At 55.9% G+C, this 19,964-nt stretch carries 13 protein-coding genes and 3 pseudogenes; 14 read left to right on the top strand and 2 right to left on the bottom strand.

What is annotated here, in order from left to right:
• Positions 1-4: 4 nt before the first annotated feature.
• From odhB to TKWG_RS13330, 11 genes and pseudogenes are all read left to right on the top strand, one after another.
• Positions 5-1,241 (top strand): annotated as a pseudogene (odhB, locus tag TKWG_RS13380) (2-oxoglutarate dehydrogenase complex dihydrolipoyllysine-residue succinyltransferase).
• 90 nt (positions 1,242-1,331) lie between these two features.
• Complete coding sequence (gene lpdA, locus TKWG_RS13375; protein ID WP_014751342.1) at positions 1,332-2,762, top strand: dihydrolipoyl dehydrogenase; 1,431 nt, start codon at positions 1,332-1,334, stop codon at positions 2,760-2,762.
• A gap of 213 nt (positions 2,763-2,975) precedes the next feature.
• A pseudogene (zapE, locus tag TKWG_RS13370) lies at positions 2,976-3,979 on the top strand (cell division protein ZapE); the annotation flags it as partial.
• A gap of 109 nt (positions 3,980-4,088) precedes the next feature.
• On the top strand, positions 4,089-5,495 hold the full coding sequence (locus tag TKWG_RS13365) for a tryptophan--tRNA ligase (protein WP_014751340.1): 1,407 nt from the start codon (positions 4,089-4,091) through the stop codon (positions 5,493-5,495).
• A 173-nt stretch (positions 5,496-5,668) separates the two neighbouring features.
• A complete protein-coding gene (ddpX, locus tag TKWG_RS13360) occupies positions 5,669-6,232 on the top strand; it encodes a D-alanyl-D-alanine dipeptidase (RefSeq protein WP_148274546.1) in 564 nt (187 codons plus the stop codon).
• 233 nt (positions 6,233-6,465) lie between these two features.
• A complete protein-coding gene (locus TKWG_RS13355; protein WP_041709520.1) occupies positions 6,466-8,016 on the top strand; it encodes an ABC transporter substrate-binding protein in 1,551 nt (516 codons plus the stop codon).
• A gap of 323 nt (positions 8,017-8,339) precedes the next feature.
• Positions 8,340-9,509, top strand: a complete 1,170-nt coding sequence (locus TKWG_RS13345) for an ABC transporter permease (protein WP_014751336.1) — start codon at positions 8,340-8,342, stop codon at positions 9,507-9,509.
• A pseudogene (gene ddpC / locus TKWG_RS22635) lies at positions 9,415-10,230 on the top strand (D,D-dipeptide ABC transporter permease); the annotation flags it as partial. The gene TKWG_RS13345 and the pseudogene ddpC, both read left to right, overlap by 95 nt.
• The gene (locus TKWG_RS13340; RefSeq protein WP_014751334.1) at positions 10,230-11,282 is read left to right on the top strand and encodes an ABC transporter ATP-binding protein; all 1,053 of its coding nucleotides are present in this window, start codon (positions 10,230-10,232) and stop codon (positions 11,280-11,282) included. The pseudogene ddpC and the gene TKWG_RS13340, both read left to right, overlap by 1 nt.
• Positions 11,275-12,237, top strand: coding sequence for an oligopeptide/dipeptide ABC transporter ATP-binding protein (locus TKWG_RS13335; protein WP_014751333.1), 963 nt, complete (start codon positions 11,275-11,277; stop codon positions 12,235-12,237). Before TKWG_RS13340 ends, TKWG_RS13335 begins: the two co-directional genes overlap by 8 nt.
• Positions 12,227-14,029 carry an ABCB family ABC transporter ATP-binding protein/permease gene (locus tag TKWG_RS13330; protein ID WP_014751332.1) on the top strand — a complete coding sequence of 601 codons (1,803 nt, stop codon included), beginning with the start codon at positions 12,227-12,229 and terminating at the stop codon, positions 14,027-14,029. Before TKWG_RS13335 ends, TKWG_RS13330 begins: the two co-directional genes overlap by 11 nt.
• 219 nt (positions 14,030-14,248) lie before the next feature.
• Here TKWG_RS13330 and TKWG_RS13325 read toward each other — a convergent pair whose 3' ends face one another.
• On the bottom strand, positions 14,249-15,211 hold the full coding sequence (locus tag TKWG_RS13325) for a Bug family tripartite tricarboxylate transporter substrate binding protein (protein ID WP_014751331.1): 963 nt from the start codon (positions 15,209-15,211) through the stop codon (positions 14,249-14,251).
• Between the two features lie 147 nt (positions 15,212-15,358).
• Here TKWG_RS13325 and TKWG_RS13320 point away from each other — a divergent pair, with 147 nt between their 5' ends.
• The 3 genes from TKWG_RS13320 to TKWG_RS27200 all read left to right on the top strand — a co-directional run bounded on the left by TKWG_RS13320 (position 15,359) and on the right by TKWG_RS27200 (position 17,441).
• Positions 15,359-16,309, top strand: a complete 951-nt coding sequence (locus TKWG_RS13320) for a dihydrodipicolinate synthase family protein (RefSeq protein ID WP_014751330.1) — start codon at positions 15,359-15,361, stop codon at positions 16,307-16,309.
• Positions 16,310-16,503: 194 nt separating this feature from the next.
• A complete protein-coding gene (locus tag TKWG_RS27205; protein WP_407636850.1) occupies positions 16,504-16,860 on the top strand; it encodes a Bug family tripartite tricarboxylate transporter substrate binding protein in 357 nt (118 codons plus the stop codon).
• An 8-nt stretch (positions 16,861-16,868) separates the two neighbouring features.
• Complete coding sequence (locus TKWG_RS27200) at positions 16,869-17,441, top strand: Bug family tripartite tricarboxylate transporter substrate binding protein (RefSeq protein WP_407636849.1); 573 nt, start codon at positions 16,869-16,871, stop codon at positions 17,439-17,441.
• A 90-nt stretch (positions 17,442-17,531) separates the two neighbouring features.
• Here the strand turns inward: TKWG_RS27200 and TKWG_RS13310 are convergent, their stop codons facing one another.
• Complete coding sequence (locus TKWG_RS13310; RefSeq protein ID WP_014751329.1) at positions 17,532-19,907, bottom strand: Tex family protein; 2,376 nt, start codon at positions 19,905-19,907, stop codon at positions 17,532-17,534.
• Positions 19,908-19,964: the final 57 nt, after the last annotated feature.

Raw genomic sequence — 19,964 nt, 5'->3', positions numbered from 1 at the left:
GAAAATGGCTATTATTGACGTTGTAGTTCCTCAGCTCTCCGAATCGATCTCAGAGGCGTCCCTGCTTGAGTGGAAAAAGAAAGTAGGCGAAGCTGTAACTCAGGATGAAACCCTGATCGAAGTCGAAACCGACAAGGTCGTTCTGGAAGTGCCGGCACCGGCCAGTGGCGTGCTAACTGAAATCGCCCAGGGCGATGGCAGCACGGTCACTTCAGGCCAGTTGCTGGCAAAGATTGACACTGAGGCCAAGTCCGGTGCCGCTGCGCCTGAAGCTGCGGCCGCTGCTCCTGCTGCCGAGCCTGCCAAGCCGAGGCGGCCCCGGCCAAAGCTGAAGCGGCGCCTGCCAAAGCAGCAGAAGCCAGCAAAGGCAGTGCAGGTGTTGCATCGCCCGCGGCCAGCAAAATCCTGTCTGAAAAAGGCATCGCTGCAGGCGATGTAGAGGGCTCTGGTCGTGACGGTCGTGTGACCAAGGCCGATGCCGCATCTGCCAAACCGGCAGCGCCTGCCGCCGCTGCCGCCCCAGCCAGCCTGTCTCTGGACGGCCGTCCGGAACAGCGCGTGCCTATGACTCGTCTGCGTGCGCGTATTGCCGAGCGCTGATCCAGTCTCAGCAGGAAAACGCCATTCTTACGACTTTCAACGAAGTCAACATGAAGGCCGTGATTGATCTGCGCAATGCCTACAAAGATCGCTTTGAAAAAGAGCACGGTGTGAAACTGGGCTTCATGTCCTTTTTCGTCAAGGCAGCGGTTGCCGCACTGAAAAAATATCCATTGCTTAACGCCTCTGTTGATGGCAAAGATATCATCTATCACGGTTACTTCGATATCGGTATCGCGGTCAGCAGCCCACGCGGCCTGGTAGTGCCCATTGTGCGCAATGCAGACCAGCTGTCTTTTGCTGAAATCGAAAAAACCATTGCTGATTACGGTGTTAAAGCGCGCGAAGGTAAAATCAGCCTGGAAGATCTCACTGGCGGCACCTTCTCCATTTCCAACGGTGGTGTCTTCGGTTCCATGCTGTCCACCCCCATCATTAACCCACCGCAGTCTGCCATCCTGGGCGTACATGCCACCAAGGATCGTCCTGTGGTAGAAAATGGTCAGGTGGTCATCCGTCCGATCAACTTCCTGGCCATGTCATACGATCACCGTATCATTGACGGCCGCGAAGCAGTGCTGGGTCTGGTCGCCATGAAAGAGGCGCTGGAAGATCCGCAACGCCTGCTGCTGGAACTGTAATCGACGCAGTCTGAATGCGCCCCTTCGCGGGGCGCGCGTTTTTCATAGGATGCGTTAGCGCATCTGCTCTATCGAAATCAAGAGAATATTATGTCTTCACAATTTGACGTTGTCGTAATTGGTGCCGGCCCTGGCGGCTATATTGCAGCGATCCGTGCTGCGCAGCTGGGCAAGAAAGTAGCGTGTATTGATGCCTGGGCTGATGATGCCGGCAATCCCAAGCCCGGCGGCACCTGCACCAATGTCGGCTGCATTCCGTCCAAAGCCCTGCTGCAATCGTCTGAGCATTTTGAACAGGCCAACCACCATTTTGCCGAGCACGGCATCGAAGTGGGCAGCGTCAAGCTCAAGCTGGATGCAATGATCGGCCGCAAGGACACAGTTGTCAAACAGAACAACGACGGTATTTTGTATTTGTTCAAAAAGAACAAAGTCACGTTCTTCTCCGGCGTCGGCGCGTTCGATGGCAAGGCCGAAGACGGCAGCTGGAAAATCAGCGTCAGTGGCAAAAAAGCGGAAAGTCTGACGGCGAGCCATGTGATCGTGGCTACCGGTTCAGTCGCTCGCGCCTTGCCTGGCCTACCTTTTGATGAAAAACAGATTTTGTCCAACGACGGTGCCTTGCGTATTGCCGGCGTGCCCAAGAAACTGGGCGTAATCGGCGCCGGTGTGATCGGTCTGGAAATGGGTAGCGTGTGGCGTCGTCTGGGCGCAGAAGTGACCATTCTGGAAGCCGTGCCAGAATTTCTGGCTGCGGCCGACGTCCAGGTAGCCAAGGAAGCGCAGAAGGCATTTGCCAAACAGGGCCTGAAAATTGAAACCGGTGTCAAAATCGGCGAGATCAAATCCACAGCCAAGACCATCACCGTACCGTATACCGACGCCAAAGGCGCGGAACAGTCGCTTGTCGTAGACAAACTGATTGTCTCTATCGGCCGGGTGCCTTTTACCGGCAATCTGAACGTGGACAGCGTCGGCCTGCAATTGGACGAGCGCGGCTTCATCAGCGTTAATGAAGAGTGCAAGACCAACCTGCCAAACGTTTGGGCAGTGGGCGATGTGGTGCGCGGTCCGATGCTGGCGCACAAGGCCGAAGAAGAGGGTGTTGCCGTTGCCGAGCGCATTGCCGGTCAGCATGGTCATGTCAACTTCGATACCATTCCCTGGGTGATCTATACTTCTCCGGAAATTGCATGGGTCGGCAAAACCGAACAGCAACTGAAGGCAGAAAAACGCGAAATCCGCACAGGCAGTTTTCCGTTCCTGGCCAACGGCCGCGCCCGCGCTTTGGGCGACACAACCGGCTTTGCCAAGGTGATTGCCGATGCCAAGACAGATGAAGTGCTGGGCGTGCATATTATCGGCCCCATGGCTTCGGAATTGATTGCCGAAGCGGTTACTATCATGGAGTTCAAAGGTGCCGCTGAAGATATCGCGCGTATCTGCCATGCGCACCCAACCTTGTCCGAAGCGCTGAAGGAAGCCGCACTGGCCGTTGATAAACGTGCCCTGAACTTCTGATCGGCTGCACCATGTTGAATACGGCCAGGACACCTGTTATTACCGGTGTCGGCCGTCAGCCTGATATTTCAGTATCGGGCGATCCGGGGTGCCACTGGCACCCCGGCCTGTTCCTGCGGTACTACCGTATTGGTCTGCCTGCCGGGTAGGGCGCGCCGTTGCCAGCTTGCGAGCCCTGCCATTCATCCGAATTGATTCAAATCGACCTGCTTCATGAACGTACTGCAATATTACGAAAAGACCCTTGCTGAGCGCGGCTATCGTGCCGATGACGCTCAGCAGCGGGCCATTGCGCGCCTGCAGGTTTTTGCCGACGAACTGGTTGCCTATCAACAGGAATTGAGTAAACCGTTTCGACGATTTTTCCGCAAGCCCGAGCCGCCGCGCGGCGTCTACATGTGGGGCGGGGTTGGCCGCGGCAAAAGCTTTCTGATGGATTCTTTTTTCATGACGGTACAGATCGAGCACAAGACGCGGATTCACTTTCATGAGTTCATGCGCAGCGTGCACCACCAATTGCAGGCGCTGCGCGGCAAGAGTGATCCGCTGGACGAAGTGGCGCGCATCATCAGCGATAAGTACAAGCTGATCTGTTTTGATGAGTTCCACGTCTCGGATATTGCAGATGCCATGATTTTATACAAGCTGCTGCTTAACCTGTTTGATAATGGCACCAGCTTTGTCATGACTTCCAATTATGAGCCATCGACGCTGTATCCCGATGGCTTGCACCGTGACCGGATCCTGCCTGCCATCGCTCTGATTCAGAAACGCATGGATGTAGTCAATGTAGACACGGGCGTCGATTATCGTCAACGGACGCTGGAGCAGGTGCGCATGTACCTGACGCCGCTCAATGAGGATACCCGGGCACAGTTGCAGCAGGCGTTTGACAGCCTGGCCGAAACGGCGCCCCAGGACACGGATCTGCATATCGAGAACCGGGTCATCCGGGCTGTGGCGGTCGCCGGATCGGTGGTATGGTTCAGTTTTGCGCAGCTTTGCGGCGGGCCGCGCTCGCAAAATGACTATCTGGAACTGGCCAATCGCTATCAGACAATCATCCTTTCCGACGTGCCCCGCATGATGCCCCGGCACTCGTCCGAGGCCCGGCGTTTTACCTGGCTGATTGATGTCCTGTATGATCACCATGTCAAGCTGATCATGTCGGCCGAATGCCTCCCGAGGAACTGTATACCGAAGGAGTGCTGGCCAACGAATTTCATCGGACCGTCTCCCGTATTACCGAAATGCAGTCCAGGGAGTACCTTGAGTCTGAAAGACGATTGTCGGTGAAACTTTAATACTATTGCAGTTGGAATGAATATGAGTGCTGAACAAACTTCCCCAACCAATGGCGCAAGCCGGAATGTGCGCGTATTGACGGGCATTACCACATCCGGAACGCCACACCTGGGCAATTATGCGGGCGCGATCCGGCCGGCAGTTGCGGCCAGTCGCCAGCCCAATGTCGACGCCTTCTTTTTTCTGGCCGACTATCATGCGCTGATCAAATGTGATGACCCGCTACGCGTGGCCAGCTCGCGCCTGGAAATTGCCGCGACCTGGCTTGCCGCCGGGCTGGATCCCGACAAGGTCACTTTCTATCGCCAGTCGGACGTGCCGGAAATTCCGGAGTTAAGCTGGATCCTCACGTGCGTTACACCCAAGGGCCTGATGAATCGCGCCCATGCTTACAAGGCATCGGTGGATCAGAATGTGGCCCGTAGCGTTGAGCCCGATGACGGGGTGAATATGGGGCTGTTTTCTTATCCCGTATTGATGGCCGCCGATATTCTGATGTTCAACGCCAACCGCGTGCCGGTTGGCCGTGACCAGATCCAGCATCTGGAAATGGCGCGCGATATCGCACAACGCTTTAACCATCAGTACGGGGCAGGGCGGGATTACTTCGTGCTGCCCGATGTACAGATTGACGACGATGTGGCTACGCTGCCCGGTCTGGACGGCCGTAAAATGTCCAAGAGCTACAACAACACCATTCCGCTTTTCGAAGGGGGCGCCAAGGCGTTGTCAACCGCCATTGCGCGCATCGTGACCGATTCGCGCGCGCCAGGTGAAGCCAAGGACGCCGACGCGTCCCATTTGTTTCTCATTTACAAGGCGTTTGCAACACCTCAGGACACCGAAGACTTCCGTCGCGAACTGGCGGACGGCATGGGCTGGGGCGATGCCAAGAAAAAACTGGCCACACACTTGGAGACCATTCTGGCGCCGATGCGCGAGCAGTATGTCACACTGATGGACAACCCCGAGCGGATTGAAGATATTCTGCAGGCAGGCGCTGACAAAGCGCGCAAGCTGGCGGTCCCGTTCATGCAGCAAATTCGCGAAGCAGTCGGCTTGCGCAATGGAACACGGGTAAAAAGCGCGGCGCCGGTCAAAAAGAAAAGCGGCAAAACGGCCCGTTTTATCAGTTTTCGTGATGAAGACGGCGCCTTCAGAAGCCGCCTGGTGTCGGCCGATGGCGATACGCTCTTATTGTCAGGTGCCTATGCGGAGCCCAAACAGGCCGGGCAGTTTGCATCGCAACTGCTGTCATTGGATCTGCGCGCGCTTATCCACCGCAATCCCGACTATAGTGTCACGGTTGTGCTGGATGAGCAGGCGCTGGGTTCGAGTCCGGCCATGCATTCAGATATGGAGCGCGAAGCGCTGATCGTGCGGCTGTTGCAGGCAGTGGAGTCGCTGGCGCCTGAGCGCGACGCATAGTCTTCTGGCCGTATCGTTTGGTCCGATGAGTTGGCCGGTAGCGACAAGGGCATGGATGCGCGCGCTTGCCGCGACTGCCCTGGTTGCTTACGCATCCCATGCCGTATAAGATTTGCGATAAGCGAAATCACGCTATGGCAATATTGCCTCCATTTTTCAAACAGAGTCAGCATATGGATACCCGGGTGACCGATCACGATTTGCATATCATCAATGAAGCACAGTATGGCGTTGTCATTGATCTGGTGTATGCCAGCAGCAATAACATCGCAGGGCGTATCGTGTACCAGACCGCGCAGTGCGCATTGCATAAGGATGCGGCGCCGTTATTGCTCCGGGCGTCGGCGCTGGCCCGTTCTGCCGGATACACCCTCAAGGTTTTCGACGGTTACCGGCCGCCAGCAGCGCAGCATATCTTCTGGTCGGCGCTGCCCGATGCCCAGTATGTTGCGGATCCGTCACAGGGATCGCATCATTCGCGCGGCACGGCAGTAGACGTGACTTTGCTGGATGAGCATGGCGTCGAACTGGATATGGGCACGGGCTTTGACGCCATGGAAGACGCGTCGCACCACGATTATGCAGATCTGCCCGCAGCGGTGCAGAAAAACCGGTTGCTCTTGCTGGGTATCATGCTGCATGCGGGTTTTCGGGGCATCAAGTCCGAATGGTGGCATTATGAATTGCCCAATTCAAGCGCCTACCCGATTATCGAAAGCACGCTGGTAACGGTATAGCAAGGCAGAGTGCATTAGAGCGATTCTGGTATAGGGATATATGACTATTTCCTATTCCAATTACATTTGCTAAGATTTGTCCTTCATGTGCAGGGGGGAGTGTCCATTTTTCTCTCCTGCATTCCAGTCATTGTCGCCAATGCCTGTCAACCGCAACACCCTGGTGCAGTCTGCGCAGGGAGCGGCAATCAGGCCGGGCGCCTGTCATCAGGTCAATCTACCGGAGCCTTACCATGTCAGTTCGCCGTACGTTTATAAGAAACGCATTCATGGTGGCCTGTGCCGCCACCCTGGGATTGTCTGTCGGCGTCGCGGCGCAGGCGGCTACGCCCAAGAACATGCTGGTCATCTCCAAGAGTGCCGATCCGCAAATGCTGGATATTGCAGTGACCATGGACAATAATGACTGGTCCATTACTTATCCCAGCTATCAGCGTCTGATCAAATACAAGGCAGGCGGCTCGACCGAAGTGGAAGGCGAACTGGCAAAAAGCTGGACAACCTCTGCCGATAAGCTGACCTGGACATTCACCCTGAACGACGGGCAAAAGTTCAGCGACGGCACCCCTGTTAATGCGCAGGCGGTCAAATACAGTTTTGACCGTCTCATGAAAATGAAGCAGGGTCCGTCCGAACCGTTTCCGGCTGGGTTGCAGGTGACGGTCAAGGATCCCATGACGGTCGAGTTCAAACTGGATCAACCTTTTGCGCCGTTTCTGAATATTCTGGCCAACAATGGCGCGGGCATTGTCAATCCGGCAGTAGAGCAGCAGGCGGGCGGCGCAGACAAATACCTGGCAGGGCATACGGCCGGTTCGGGGCCGTATCAGCTGGCTAAATGGAATAAGGGCCAGAGCCTGATCCTGGAGCGCAACCCGCATTATGGCGGACCCAAGCCCGCACTTGAAAAAGTCGCATTCAAAATCGTGCCCGAAGCATCGGCGCGGCGCCTGCAATTGCAAAATGGTGATCTGGACATCGTCGGCAGCATCCAGCCTGACCAGGTCAAGGCCATGCAAAATGCCAGCGGCGTAGTATTCAAGAAAGTACCGTCGCTCCTGGTTACGTATCTGTATCTGAACAACAAAAACGGACCACTAAGCAATGTGACACTGCGCAAGGCAATTGCCCAGGCAGTCGATTACAACGGCATGATCAACGGTATCATGAATGGCGAGGCAAAACCGCTTAATGGTCCCATCCCCCAGGGGATGTGGGCCCACGACGATGCCGCCCCCGCTTTCAAAACCGATGTGGCGGCCGCCACGGCAAGCATAGGCGGGGCAGCACCGGCCAAACCGCTTACCTTGCTGTACTCCACCAAAGAGCCATACTGGGAGCCCATTGTGCTGTCGGTCCAGGCCAGCCTTCAGGCCGTTGGCGTCAAGGTAAGACTGGAAAAACTGGCCAATGCCACCATGCGCGACCGTCTGGGCAAAGGCGACTTTGATATCTCGATCGGCAACTGGTCTCCGGATTTTGCCGATCCCTTCATGTTCATGAATTACTGGTTTGATTCGTCCAAGCAAGGGCTGCCTGGAAACCGGTCGTTCTATTCCAATCCTGAAGTGGACAAACTGGTGCGCCAGGCTGCCCAAGAGACCGATCAGGCCAAGCGAACAGAACTTTACCAGCAGGCGCAAAAGCTGGCCGTGAAAGATTACGCCTATGTCTATCTGTTCCAGCACAGCAACCAAATGGGCTTGCGCGACAATGTGAAGGGTTATGCATACAATCCCATGCTGCATGATGTCTATAATGTAGCGGATATTTCCAAAGACTGACCAGAACAGGTAATGCCGGGGGCGCATGTGGCGCCCGGCCTGCCATTGGCGTTGCCAGCAGCGCTATAAAACCCCCCGGCAATGGCCACCGTATCAACAACTGGCAACATATCGTTTTTTTTCAATCATAGGAGATGCGGCTGCCGTGTTGACAATGACCAGCCCCAGCGTGATGCCGTGCGTGCCTTGCGGTTATTTTGCAAAAAACAGCCACTTGCGCAGCTTTGTCGTGGCAAGCGCGATTGTTGTGGGTTGATTTAACCGGGTGAAGTAGCGGTCTTGCCTGCAACAAGACGCCGCCACCCATTCCGAAAGGGCCTGTTTTGTTTTTCCAGATATTGTGTAAGCGCCTGCCCTGGCTCATTCTGGTCATGCTGGGCGTATCAGTGATCACTTTCATCGTGTCTCATCTGATTCCCGGCGACCCGGCACGGCTGATTGCCGGAGATCGGGCGACCGAAGAAATCGTGGCCGGCATCCGGCAAAAGCTTGGGCTGGATCTGCCGCTTTACGAGCAGTACTGGGTCTACCTCAAAGGTTTGTTGCACGGGGACCTGGGTACATCCATTCGCACAGGCCGCCCGGTTGTCGACGATCTGCTCGCATTTTTCCCGGCGACCCTGGAGCTGGCCATTGTGGCGCTGGTCTTTTCCATGCTGATTGGCATTCCACTGGGCGTTTTGTCAGCCGTGTACAAAAACTCCTGGGTCGATCAGCTGGCGCGCACCCTGGCCGTGACGGGTATTTCCATGCCGGCATTCTGGCTGGGGCTGGGCTTGCTGATTATTTTCTATGGCCATTTGTCCTGGTTTCCTTCAGGCGGGCGTATCGACAGCCTGCTGGGTGATCCACCAACCGTGACTGGTTTTTTTCTGATTGATTCGCTTATTGCCGGAGACTGGGATTTGTTTTCCAGCACCGTTGAACACCTGGTGCTGCCGGCCTTTACCCTGAGCTTCGTCCATCTGGGCGTGGTGGCCCGGCAGATCCGCTCTTCCATGCTGGAGCAACTGTCCGAGGATTATGTGCGTACCGCCCAGGCCTATGGACTGGGTCGCTGGAAAATTATCCTGGGCCATGCACTACCCAATGCGCTGATTCCGTCTGTGACCGTACTGGGTCTGGCCATGGGTGATCTGTTATACGGTGCCGTGCTGACCGAGACGGTCTTTGGCTGGCCCGGCATGGGTCTGTATGTGGTCGAATCCATCCAGGCACTGGATTTTCCGGCAGTCATGGGGTTCGCGGTGCTGGTCTCGTTTGTCTATGTCCTGCTCAATATGCTGGTTGATCTGCTGTACAGCGTGCTGGACCCACGTATCAAGGATGCAGCTGATGAGCACCGCCAACACTACCACAACTTCGCAACTGTCCTATTCGCTCGCTTATTTCTGGTATCAACTGCGCCGCAGCCCCATGATGCTGCTCGGGCTGCTGCTAATTATCCTCATGTGTCTTGCCGCAATTCTGGCGCCATTGCTGACCGCGCATGATCCGAATGCCATTGATCTGGGCAGTCGGCTGCTGCCGCCATCGGCTGCTCATTTTTTCGGGACTGACGAAGTCGGTAGGGATCTGTTCAGCCGGGTACTGTATGGTGCGCGTCAATCTATTGGCGTCGGTATTTTCGTTGCGTTCGTTGCCAGTGCTATCGGTTCGGTGATTGGCTGCTTTTCCGGTGTCATTGGCCGAACCGTAGATACGATCATTATGCGCACAATGGATATCGTGCTGTCGGTCCCATCGCTGGTACTGACGATGGCACTGGCCGCGGCCTTGGGGCCAAGCCTGTTCAATGCGATGATTGCGATTACGATTGTGCGTATTCCCTATTATGTGCGGCTGGCACGCGGCCAGACGCTGAGCATTCGCGAGATGGCTTATGTCCAGGCGGCTAAAACATTTGGCGCGGGTCGAAGACATATCGTGCGCTGGCATGTCTTGCGCAATGCATTGCCGCCGGTGATTGTGCAAATGACGCTGGATATCGGCAATGCGATTCTCATGGCCGCCGCACTCGGGTTTATCGGTTTGGGCGCCCAGCAGCCTACCGCCGAATGGGGGGCCATGATCGCCTCGGGCCGTAATTTTCTGCTGGATCAATGGTGGTATTCCACATTTCCCGGCGTGGCGATCCTGATCACCGCCATCGGTTTCAATCTTGTGGGCGACGGTGTTCGTGATATGCTGGACCCGAAACAGAAGGTGAAATAATGACGCCGTACAGTGAGCTCAATACGTCGCGGCACGTTGCGGCGTCGGCAGCAGGGCAGGACAGTATCCCGCCGGTCCTGGACATAGATAATCTGCATATTGAATTTCCGATTTACCGGGGCGCTGTCCGGGCGCTCAATGGCGTGACCATTCAGGTGCAGCCGGGGGAAATCGTGGGTATTGTCGGCGAGTCGGGCTCGGGAAAGTCTGTGACTGCAATGATGAGCATGCGTCTGATTCCGCAATCCAACTATGTTGTTCGCCAGGGCAGTATTCATAAATCGGGAAAGAACATACTGGAGGCGTCGGAAAAGCAAATGCGCCAGATTCGCGGCAGCGATATGGCCATGATCTTCCAGGAGCCCATGACTGCGCTGAATCCGACCATGAGAGTTGGCCGTCAGATTACAGATGTCATCAGAAAGCACACTGCGCTGTCCCCGAAACAGGCGCGCGAGCGTGCTATCTCGCTGCTGCGGGATATGCATATTGCCGACCCCGCGCAGGTATTCGATGCCTATCCCTTCGAGTTGTCCGGCGGCATGCGCCAGCGGATCATGATTGCCCTGGCGTTTTCCTGTGATCCATCGTTGCTGATCGCTGATGAGCCGACAACAGCCCTTGATGTTACGGTGCAGAAACAGGTTTTAATGCTGCTGCGCGAACGGGCGAAGAAGACCGGAACGGCCATTTTGCTTATCACGCATGATATGGCAGTGGTATCGCAATTTTGTGAACGTATCTATGTGATATACGCAGGCAGCGTGGTAGAGCAGGGCGCAGTCGCCGATGTGATTGGCCGGCCAAACCACCCATACACCCGCGGGTTGCTTGGAGCGTTGCCTGAAAACGCGAGCGCCGGCGCGCCGCTGCTTGCAATTGCCGGGCAGGTGCCCAATCTGGCCGATCTGCCTGAAGGATGTGCTTTTCGTAACCGCTGCAGCTTGCAGGCGCCGGCCTGTAGCCAGGTGCCACCGCTCATGTCCGTGGCCGGCTCCCCCGGGCATGCTGCTGCCTGCTGGATGACCGTTAATGAGGAACACGATGCCTGAAGCTGTTCTCACACTTGATGACATCCATGTCCGTTTTCCCGTAAAACGCAACTGGCGCGGCCAGGCCCGAACCTGGGCGCATGCGCTCAATGGGGTAGACCTGACGGTCAGGCGCGGCGAAACGCTGGGCGTGGTGGGCGAATCCGGCTGTGGCAAAACTACCCTGGCCCAGGTGCTGATGGGTCTGCAACAACCGACACAAGGTCAATTGCGCTGGAACAATGACCGAGGCCAGCCCAATGTGCAAATCGTTTTCCAGGACCCGCAATCCTCGCTGGATCCGCGCTTGCCCGTCTGGAAAATCATCACCGAACCGTCCTACGTTAAAGGCGAATCCCAGGAGTCGGTGATGCGGGCACGTGCGTCACGACTGGCGCAACAGGTCGGCCTGTCGCCAGATTATCTGAACCGCTATCCGCACGAGTTTTCGGGGGGGCAGCGCCAGCGTATTGCCATTGCCCGCGCGCTGGCCTCCGATCCGGATGTCATCGTACTCGATGAGCCGACCTCGGCACTTGATATTTCAGTGCAGGCGCAGATTATTAATCTGCTGTTCACCTTGCAGCGGGAACATCAGCTTACGTATATCCTCATTTCCCACAACGTCTCGGTCATCCGGCACATGAGCAACCGCATTGCCGTCATGTATCTGGGGCAAATCGTGGAGCTGGGTGACACCGCGCAGGTCCTGGCCCGGCAGCGCCATCCTTACACGCGGCTATTGCTGGATGCCGTACCGGTGCTGGGCGCGCCATTGCCGGAGAGCGGGGCGCAGGCCATTCCTGAACTGCCGGGCAATCGCGTGTTGCCAACGGGTTGCTTTTTCCTGGACCGCTGTGCTTTTCGCAAGCAGGGATGTGAACAGCAGCAACAGCTCAAACCCGTATCCACAGAAACGCCGATGCATAGTGTTCGGTGCCACCGTTACGATCATGATGAACCCGATGGAAAATAGCAAAACGCAGGCAGATGCATCACGTGCAGCAAGAAAAAAAGGATTTGGCGTCATTGTTTCATTGCTGCCCTATATCTGGATGTTCAAGTGGCGGGTGATGGCCGCGCTAGCCTGCCTTGTGATCGCCAAAGTGGCCAGCGTCATGCTGCCTGTATACCTCAAGGACATTGTCGACCAGCTCAGCCTGCCCGGAACGGCGCTGATGTTGCCGGCTGCCGCGCTGCTGGCCTACGGCTTTGCCCGTATCTCCAGCAGTATCTTTTCAGAGTTGCGTGACGCCCTGTTTTCCAAGGTCACGCAGGGCTCAATACAGCGTATTGCCACCACAATCTTTACGCATCTTTTCGGTCTTTCCATCCGCTATCACCTGGAGCGACAGACTGGCGGCCTCAGTCGCGACATGGATCGGGGCACCAAGGGTATTGGTTTCCTGCTTAACTTTACCTTGTTCAATATTCTGCCGACCTTGCTTGAACTGACCATGGTCATGGTCATTTTACTGGTTCGCTATGATATCTGGTTTGCTGTTGTCATCCTGGCCACCATCGCTGCCTATATCGTATTCACACTTGTGGTCACGGAGCGGCGCATGGTCATGCGCCGGCGCATGAACAGCCTGGACAGCATGGCCAACACACAGGCGATCGACGCGCTGATCAATTATGAAACCGTCAAGTATTTCAATAACGAATCGTATGAGATCCATCGCTACGATAGCAATCTGGGCAGTTGGGTAGACTCGGCAGTTAAAAACCAGATATCGCTGAACCTGCTGAATGCCGGCCAGGGCGTCATTATCACGCTTGGCATGGTGGTCCTGTTGTGGATGGCGGCCGGACGGGTGACGACCGGCCAGATGACGGTGGGAGATATTGTCCTTATTTCTGCCTATCTGACGCAGCTGTATGCACCGCTCAATTTTCTGGGATTCATCTATCGTGAAATCAAGAACTCCCTGTCGGATATGGAGCGCATGTTCGGTATTCTTGATCAGCACCAGGAAATTGAAGACACGCCACAGAGTGTGCCCCTGGACACGCGCGATGCAGAAATTCGCTTTGATCATGTGGGTTTTGCCTATGAACCGGAAAGGCAGATATTGCATGACGTGAATTTTACGATTGCTGCGGGCGAAACGGTTGCCGTGGTTGGCACCTCGGGCGCCGGCAAATCTACGCTGGCGCGGTTGCTGTTTCGCTTCTATGACGTTACTTCAGGACGGATCACGATCAACGGTCGTGATATCCGGGAGTACACGCAACTGAGTCTGCGCCAGCATATCGGGATCGTGCCGCAGGACACGGTTTTGTTCAATAACAGTATTTATTACAACATTGCCTATGGGCGTCCTGATGCAACACGGGAAGAAGTGCTGGAAGCCGCCCGGGCTGCCAGCATTCACGAATTTGTGATGTCGTTGCCCGAGGGTTATGACACGCAGGTGGGCGAGCGTGGTCTGAAATTGTCCGGGGGCGAAAAGCAGCGCGTGGCCATTGCCCGCACCATTCTGAAAAACCCGCCCATCCTGGTGCTGGATGAAGCAACCAGTGCGCTGGATACACGCACCGAAAGAGCGATTCAGGATGAACTGTACAAAATCACCAAGGGCCGCAGCACCATGATTATCGCCCACCGCCTGTCCACGATCGTGGAAGCCGATAGAGTTCTGGTCATGGATCAGGGCAGGGTGGTCGAGCAAGGCTCTCATGTCAGGCTGTTGCAGGCCAATGGCGTGTACGCGCGTATGTGGGCCATGCAGTTTGCTGCAACGGATGAAGGCACCGATGTTTGAATAGTGAGGTGGCGGGGAGCAGGTTCAGTCGGACAAGCCGATCCGCGCAGAAGCACAGGCGCGTGCAATAGATACCGGGGAGTACTGCGGATGCCATATACGTGTCGGCCGGCAGTCACGGCACGCCATTGGCACCGGTAAACTGACACCCATTTTGTTGGTGCGAACTGGCACAATGCAGATGCAATATACGCTGTTATTGCATCTGCTATTTGGCTTCTATTGGCTCAGCCCGGCTGACTTGATCACTTCTTTCCACTTGCTTACTTCTTCCTTCTGGAATTGGGTAAATTCGTCCGGATTATTGCCCACGACCGTGAAGCCCAGTTTTTTCATGGTTTCCTGCGTGCGCGGCTGCTTCAGACTTTCGCTGACTGCCTGGTGCAATTTGTCTATGACGTCTTTGGGTGTGCCCGTTGGCGCGGCAACCCCTTGCCAGGAGTACACGACCATGTTCTTTATGCCAGATTCAGCCATGGTTGGCGTATCGGGCAGCTCCGGAGAGCGCTGCGCACCGGTAATTGCTAGCGCCTTGAGTTTGCCGCTTTGCACGTGTGTCAGTACAGCCCCCAGGTTCTGGAATGACACATCGACCTGCGCACCCAGCAAGTCGGCAATTGCTGCTGCACCGCCTTTGTAAGGGACATCGATGCCCGTGGTGTTGCTGCGCTGTCGGAACATCACCGCTGACAAATGGTCAGACGAACCCGTGCCGGAAGAGGCATAGGAAATTTGGTCAGGATGTTTGCCCGCATACTCGATCAGTTCGGCCACGGTTTTTACCGGAATTTTCGAGGATACCACCAGCACATTCGGATTGCGCACCAGTTGACTCACGTAATCGAAGTCTTCACTGGGCTTGTAAGCCAGTTTTTTATAAAGCCCTTCGTTAATGGCAAAGGTGCCGATAGAGCCAACCATCAAGGTGTAGCCATCGGGCTTGGCGTTTTTCAATTCCTGTGCGGCAATGGCACCGTTGGCACCCGGCTTGTTTTCGACGATGACTGTCTGGCCCAGCACTTTTTCCATTCCCGGTGCGATGGCGCGTGCGGTGATATCCGAAGAGCCGCCCGGCACGAAGGGCACAATAATTCTTACTGGTTTGTCCGGATAGGCTGCCAGTGCCGGTCCCGCTACCATCAATGTTGTTGCAAGTGCACCCGCGATCACTTTCTCAATCATACGTTTTGTCTCCGTCAATATTATTCTGTTAAGATAAGATGTCTGATGTTATTTATACTTGTATGACAACTATATTTATACATCGGTATAAAGTCAAATGAAATATCAAATCAACTTACGGGTCACTTCTCTACAGCAGGATTGCAAATGAAAATATCGCCAGTTTCATCCCAGGATCTCCAACGCTCCGTGATTGCAGTACCGCCTTTGGCGCGCGACACGGAATATCGTCTGAACAAATCTGCTAATCGGGCCTTGTTATCTCATCTTTATGAAGGTGGTGTGCGTACGGTGATGTACGGCGGCAATGCCAATTTCTATCATCTGGGCGTCAATGATTACGCCGATACGGTGGCGCAACTGGCCGAACTGGCCCAATCCGATATGTGGGTGCTGCCTTCGGTTGGTCCCGATTTTGGGAAAATGCGCGACCAGACCGCGATTTTGCGTGGCTTTGACTTCCCCACGGCAATGCTTTTGCCAATGACGTTTCCTTATACGCAGCAGGGGCTGGCTGACGGCATTCGTTATTTTTCAGATGCGTTCGGCGACAAAATCGTGGTTTACATCAAGTCCGATAATTATCTGCCTGCCGAAACCATGGCCAGCCTGGTTGAAGAAGGGCGGATTGTGAGTTTCAAATATGCAGTGGTGCGGCGCGATCCTACCGATGATCCGTATCTGCGTTCCATTCTTTCCTGCGTCAGTCCCGAGCTGATTGTCAGTGGCATTGGCGAGACGCCGGCCATTGATCATATGGCGCATTTTGGCCTGAAAACCTTTACCAGTGGTTCGGTGTGCCTGGCGCCTGCCGGTTCGATGGGTCTGTTGCGCGCAATGCAGGCGAACGATACGGCGACCGCGCGCACCTTGCGCGCGCCATACATGGCGTTTGAAGCGCTGCGCGATGGCATCAACCCGATCCGGGTCCTGCACGACGGCGTGACATTGGCCGGCATTGCCGATATGGGGCCGATCTTGCCGATGTTCTCTGGATTGACCGAAAATGAGGTGCAGCAGGTCGGGCCGGTCGCTCGTCAACTGGCCACCTGGGGACGCAGTTTGCTGGTGGAAAATACCCAGGAAAGCTGTGCTTGATTTACTATTGGGCCAGGCGGACCTGTTGTTATCCGTAGTTCGACCGGATGACTGCAACATCGTGCTGGCACAATGATCATACGGGAAAGCCAACGCAGCAGGACGACATTGGGCGCCGCGCTTGTAACGCTTTCAATATACAGATTTTAATCTACACAACGGGGGCATGCAGCCCGCCAACAACGGAGACGAGGATGATAAATTTCAGCAAAACAGTCAGCGCCATGATTCTGGCTTTGGGGATTGCCGGCAGCGCCAGCGCAGCCTATCCGGATGCACAACCGGTCAAGGTACTGGTTGGCTACACGCCTGGCGGCACCACAGACCTGGTGGCGCGGATTGTTGCCAAGGGATTGAGCGATGAGCTCAAGCAGAGTTTTGTGGTGGAAAACAAACCGGGCGCCAGCAACAATATTGCCATGACGGACGTTGCCCGCGCCAAACCCGATGGCTACACGCTTATCGTCACGACCATTGCCAGTTCAGTTAATGCCACGTTGTTCAAGAAGCTGAACTATGATCTGAAAAAGGATTTTGCGCCGGTCGCCTGATTGCCAAAGTGCCCAACGTGCTGGTGGTCAATCCCAAGCTGCCGGTCAATAATGTGAAAGAACTGGTTGAATACATCAAAAAGAACAAGGACAAGGCCACCTATGCTTCTTCAGGTGTTGGTTCCTCGCAGTTCCTGTGTGGCGAACAACTGAATCAGGATGCCGGAACCCAGGTTCTGCATGTGCCGTTCAAGGGCAGCGCGCCAGGCCTGACCGCAGTGATGTCCGGCGACGTACTAATGGAGTTTGATAATATGCCGTCGGCCTGGCCGTTTGTCAGTTCCGGCAAGCTCAAGGCGCTGGCGGTGACCAGCAAGGAAAAATCGGCAGTGGCGCCCCAATTGCCCACGATGATCGAGGAAGGCTTCAAGGACTTTGATATTTCGTCGTGGTTCGGCGTATTGGCCCCGGCTCAAATGCCCAAGGAAGACGTGGCCTTGCTCAATAAGGCGATTCTCAAAGTGGTAGCCAAACCCGATGTGCAGAAACAACTGGCAAATCTGGGCGCTATTCCGCAGGAGATGACCCCAGAGCAATTTGGCTCATTCATCAATGACGAGGTGGATCGCTGGGGTGCCTGATTACCAAACTGGGCGTAAGCGCTAACTGATCTGCCAACTAACCCATCTGATCGCGGCCCGTTATGTAAACGGGCCGCAGTCTTTTATCTTCTATTTTTTAAGTTTGGCAAATGCAGCGGCCATGGCGTTCATGGATGTGGCCGCCGGCGCCTGATTGCGCGCCGGTTGTCGCCCGCCACCGTTTGATCTTGGCGCAGCCGCGCCCGGCCGTGAGTCGCGTCGCGCCACAGGCCCGGTATCGTCGTTCAGCCTCATGGTCAGGCCGATACGATTACGCGCCACGTCCACTTCCTGCACCTTGACTTTGACGGTCTGGCCCACGCGAACCACGTCCCGCGGATCTTTCACAAACGTGTCGGACAGGGCGGAAATATGCACCAGGCCGTCCTGGTGCACGCCAATGTCTACAAACGCGCCGAAATTGGCGACGTTGGTGACCACGCCATCCAGAATCATGCCTTCTGACAAATCCTTGATCGTTTCGACGCCTTCCTGGAAAGTGACGGTCTTGAACTCGGGGCGGGGGTCACGCCCTGGCTTTTCCAATTCCAGGAAAATGTCTTTCACGGTGGGCAGGCCGAAGCGTTCATCGGTGAATTCGTTCGGAGACAGTCCGCTTAGCGCTTCCTTGTTACCCATGACCGTTTTGACATCCTTGCGGATTTTATCCAGGATGCGCTCGACGACAGGATACGCTTCGGGGTGAACGGCAGAGGCATCCAGCGGGTTGTCGCCGTTCTGGATGCGCAGAAAGCCGGCTGCCTGTTCGAAGGCCTTGGCACCGAATCGCGAAACGTCCATCAGGGTTTTACGCGTTGGGAATGCGCCATTCTGGTCACGCCAATCGACGATATTGCGGGCCAGCGTGGAGTTCAGGCCTGATACCCGTGAGAGCAGGGCGGCCGAGGCCGTGTTTACATCGACGCCCACCGCGTTCACGCAATCCTCGATAACGGTATCCAGTGAACGTGCCAGCTCCCGCTGGTTGATATCGTGCTGGTACTGGCCGACACCGATAGCCTTGGGCTCGATTTTTACCAGTTCGGCCAGGGGATCCTGCAGGCGGCGGGCAATGGACACCGCACCGCGCAGGCTCACATCCATGTCGGGAAATTCCTTGGCAGCCAGTTCCGAGGCCGAATACACAGAAGCACCGGCTTCGGAGACAACGATTTTGCGCAGTCCCGCATTGGGCAGGGCTTCGATCAGCTCGGCGGCCAGCTTCTCGGTCTCGCGCGAGGCTGTACCGTTACCGATGGCAATCAGTTCAATCTTGTGTTTGTTGACGAGGGCTGCCAGCGTGGCCAGAGATCCGTTACGATCGCGCCGTGGCTCAAAGGGATAGATGGTGGCGGTATCGAGCACTTTGCCGGTTTTGTCGATGGCGGCCACCTTGACGCCAGTACGAATGCCCGGGTCCAGGCCCAGCACTGATTTGGGGCCGGCCGGCGCTGCCAGCAGCAAATCTTTCAGGTTTGCAGCAAAAACGCGAATGGCTTCGGCCTCGGCCTCTTCGCGCAGTTTGGTGATGAATTCGGATTCGAAGGCGGTGAGCATTTTCACGCGCCATGTCCAGCGTGCTACGTCGGCCAGCCATTTGCCACGGGCGTTGGCTGCGGGGGAATAATCGGCATCCAGTTCCAGAAAACGGCTGATGCGTTCTACACAAGGATGAGGTACCAGCGCATCCTGTTCGTCGCTCAGGCCGATGCGCAAATCCAGCGCCCCTTGCTGGCGACCGCGCAACAGGGCCAATACGCGATGCGAGGGCAGGCTACGGATGGATTCGCGAAAATCGAACCAGTCACGAAAATTGGCGCCTTCCTCTTCTTTGCCTTCAATAACCTTGGAGTACAGAAAGCCATGCTGGCCCAGGTAGTCGCGCATATTGGCAACCAGGTCTGCATTCTCGGAGAACTGTTCGGCCAGAATGTCCCGTGCGCCATCCAGTGCAGCGCGGGTATCTTTGACGCCCAGCTCTTCATTGACATAGTCCTGGGCCGCAACTAGCGGATCGGCATTGCTCTCGGTCAGCAACAGGTCGGCCAGCGGTTGCAGGCCGGCTTCCCGGGCGATCTGGGCGCGGGTGCGGCGCTTGGGCTTGAAGGGTGCGTACAGGTCTTCCAGGCGCTGCTTGGTGTCGGCCGCTGCGATGGCTTCGCTCAGCTCGGGCGTAAGCTTGCCCTGACCGCCAATGGATTCGAGCACGGCGGCGCGGCGCGACTCCAGTTCCCTGACATAGGCCAGTCGCACTTCCAGGTTACGCAATACGGTGTCGTCCAGGCCGCCGGTGGCTTCCTTGCGATAGCGCGCGATAAACGGAACGGTCGCCCCGTCGTCAAGCAGCGAAACGGTCGCTTCGATCTGGCTGGCACGAACATTGAGTTCGGCAGCCAGCAATGCAATAATGCGCGCCGGGTCAACCAGCGGGGAAGAGGCAGTAACAGAAGGAGAGGATGCGTTCATACTTAACGGTAATAATTAAACTTAACGCGACATTGTGCCATAAGCATCGCGGTTGGC

Origin of the sequence: Advenella kashmirensis WT001, assembly GCF_000219915.2 — a bacterium.
Taxonomy (GTDB): domain Bacteria; phylum Pseudomonadota; class Gammaproteobacteria; order Burkholderiales; family Burkholderiaceae_B; genus Advenella; species Advenella kashmirensis.
Note: the sequence above shows the minus strand (reverse complement) of the source record. Positions and strands in the feature narration are given on the sequence as shown.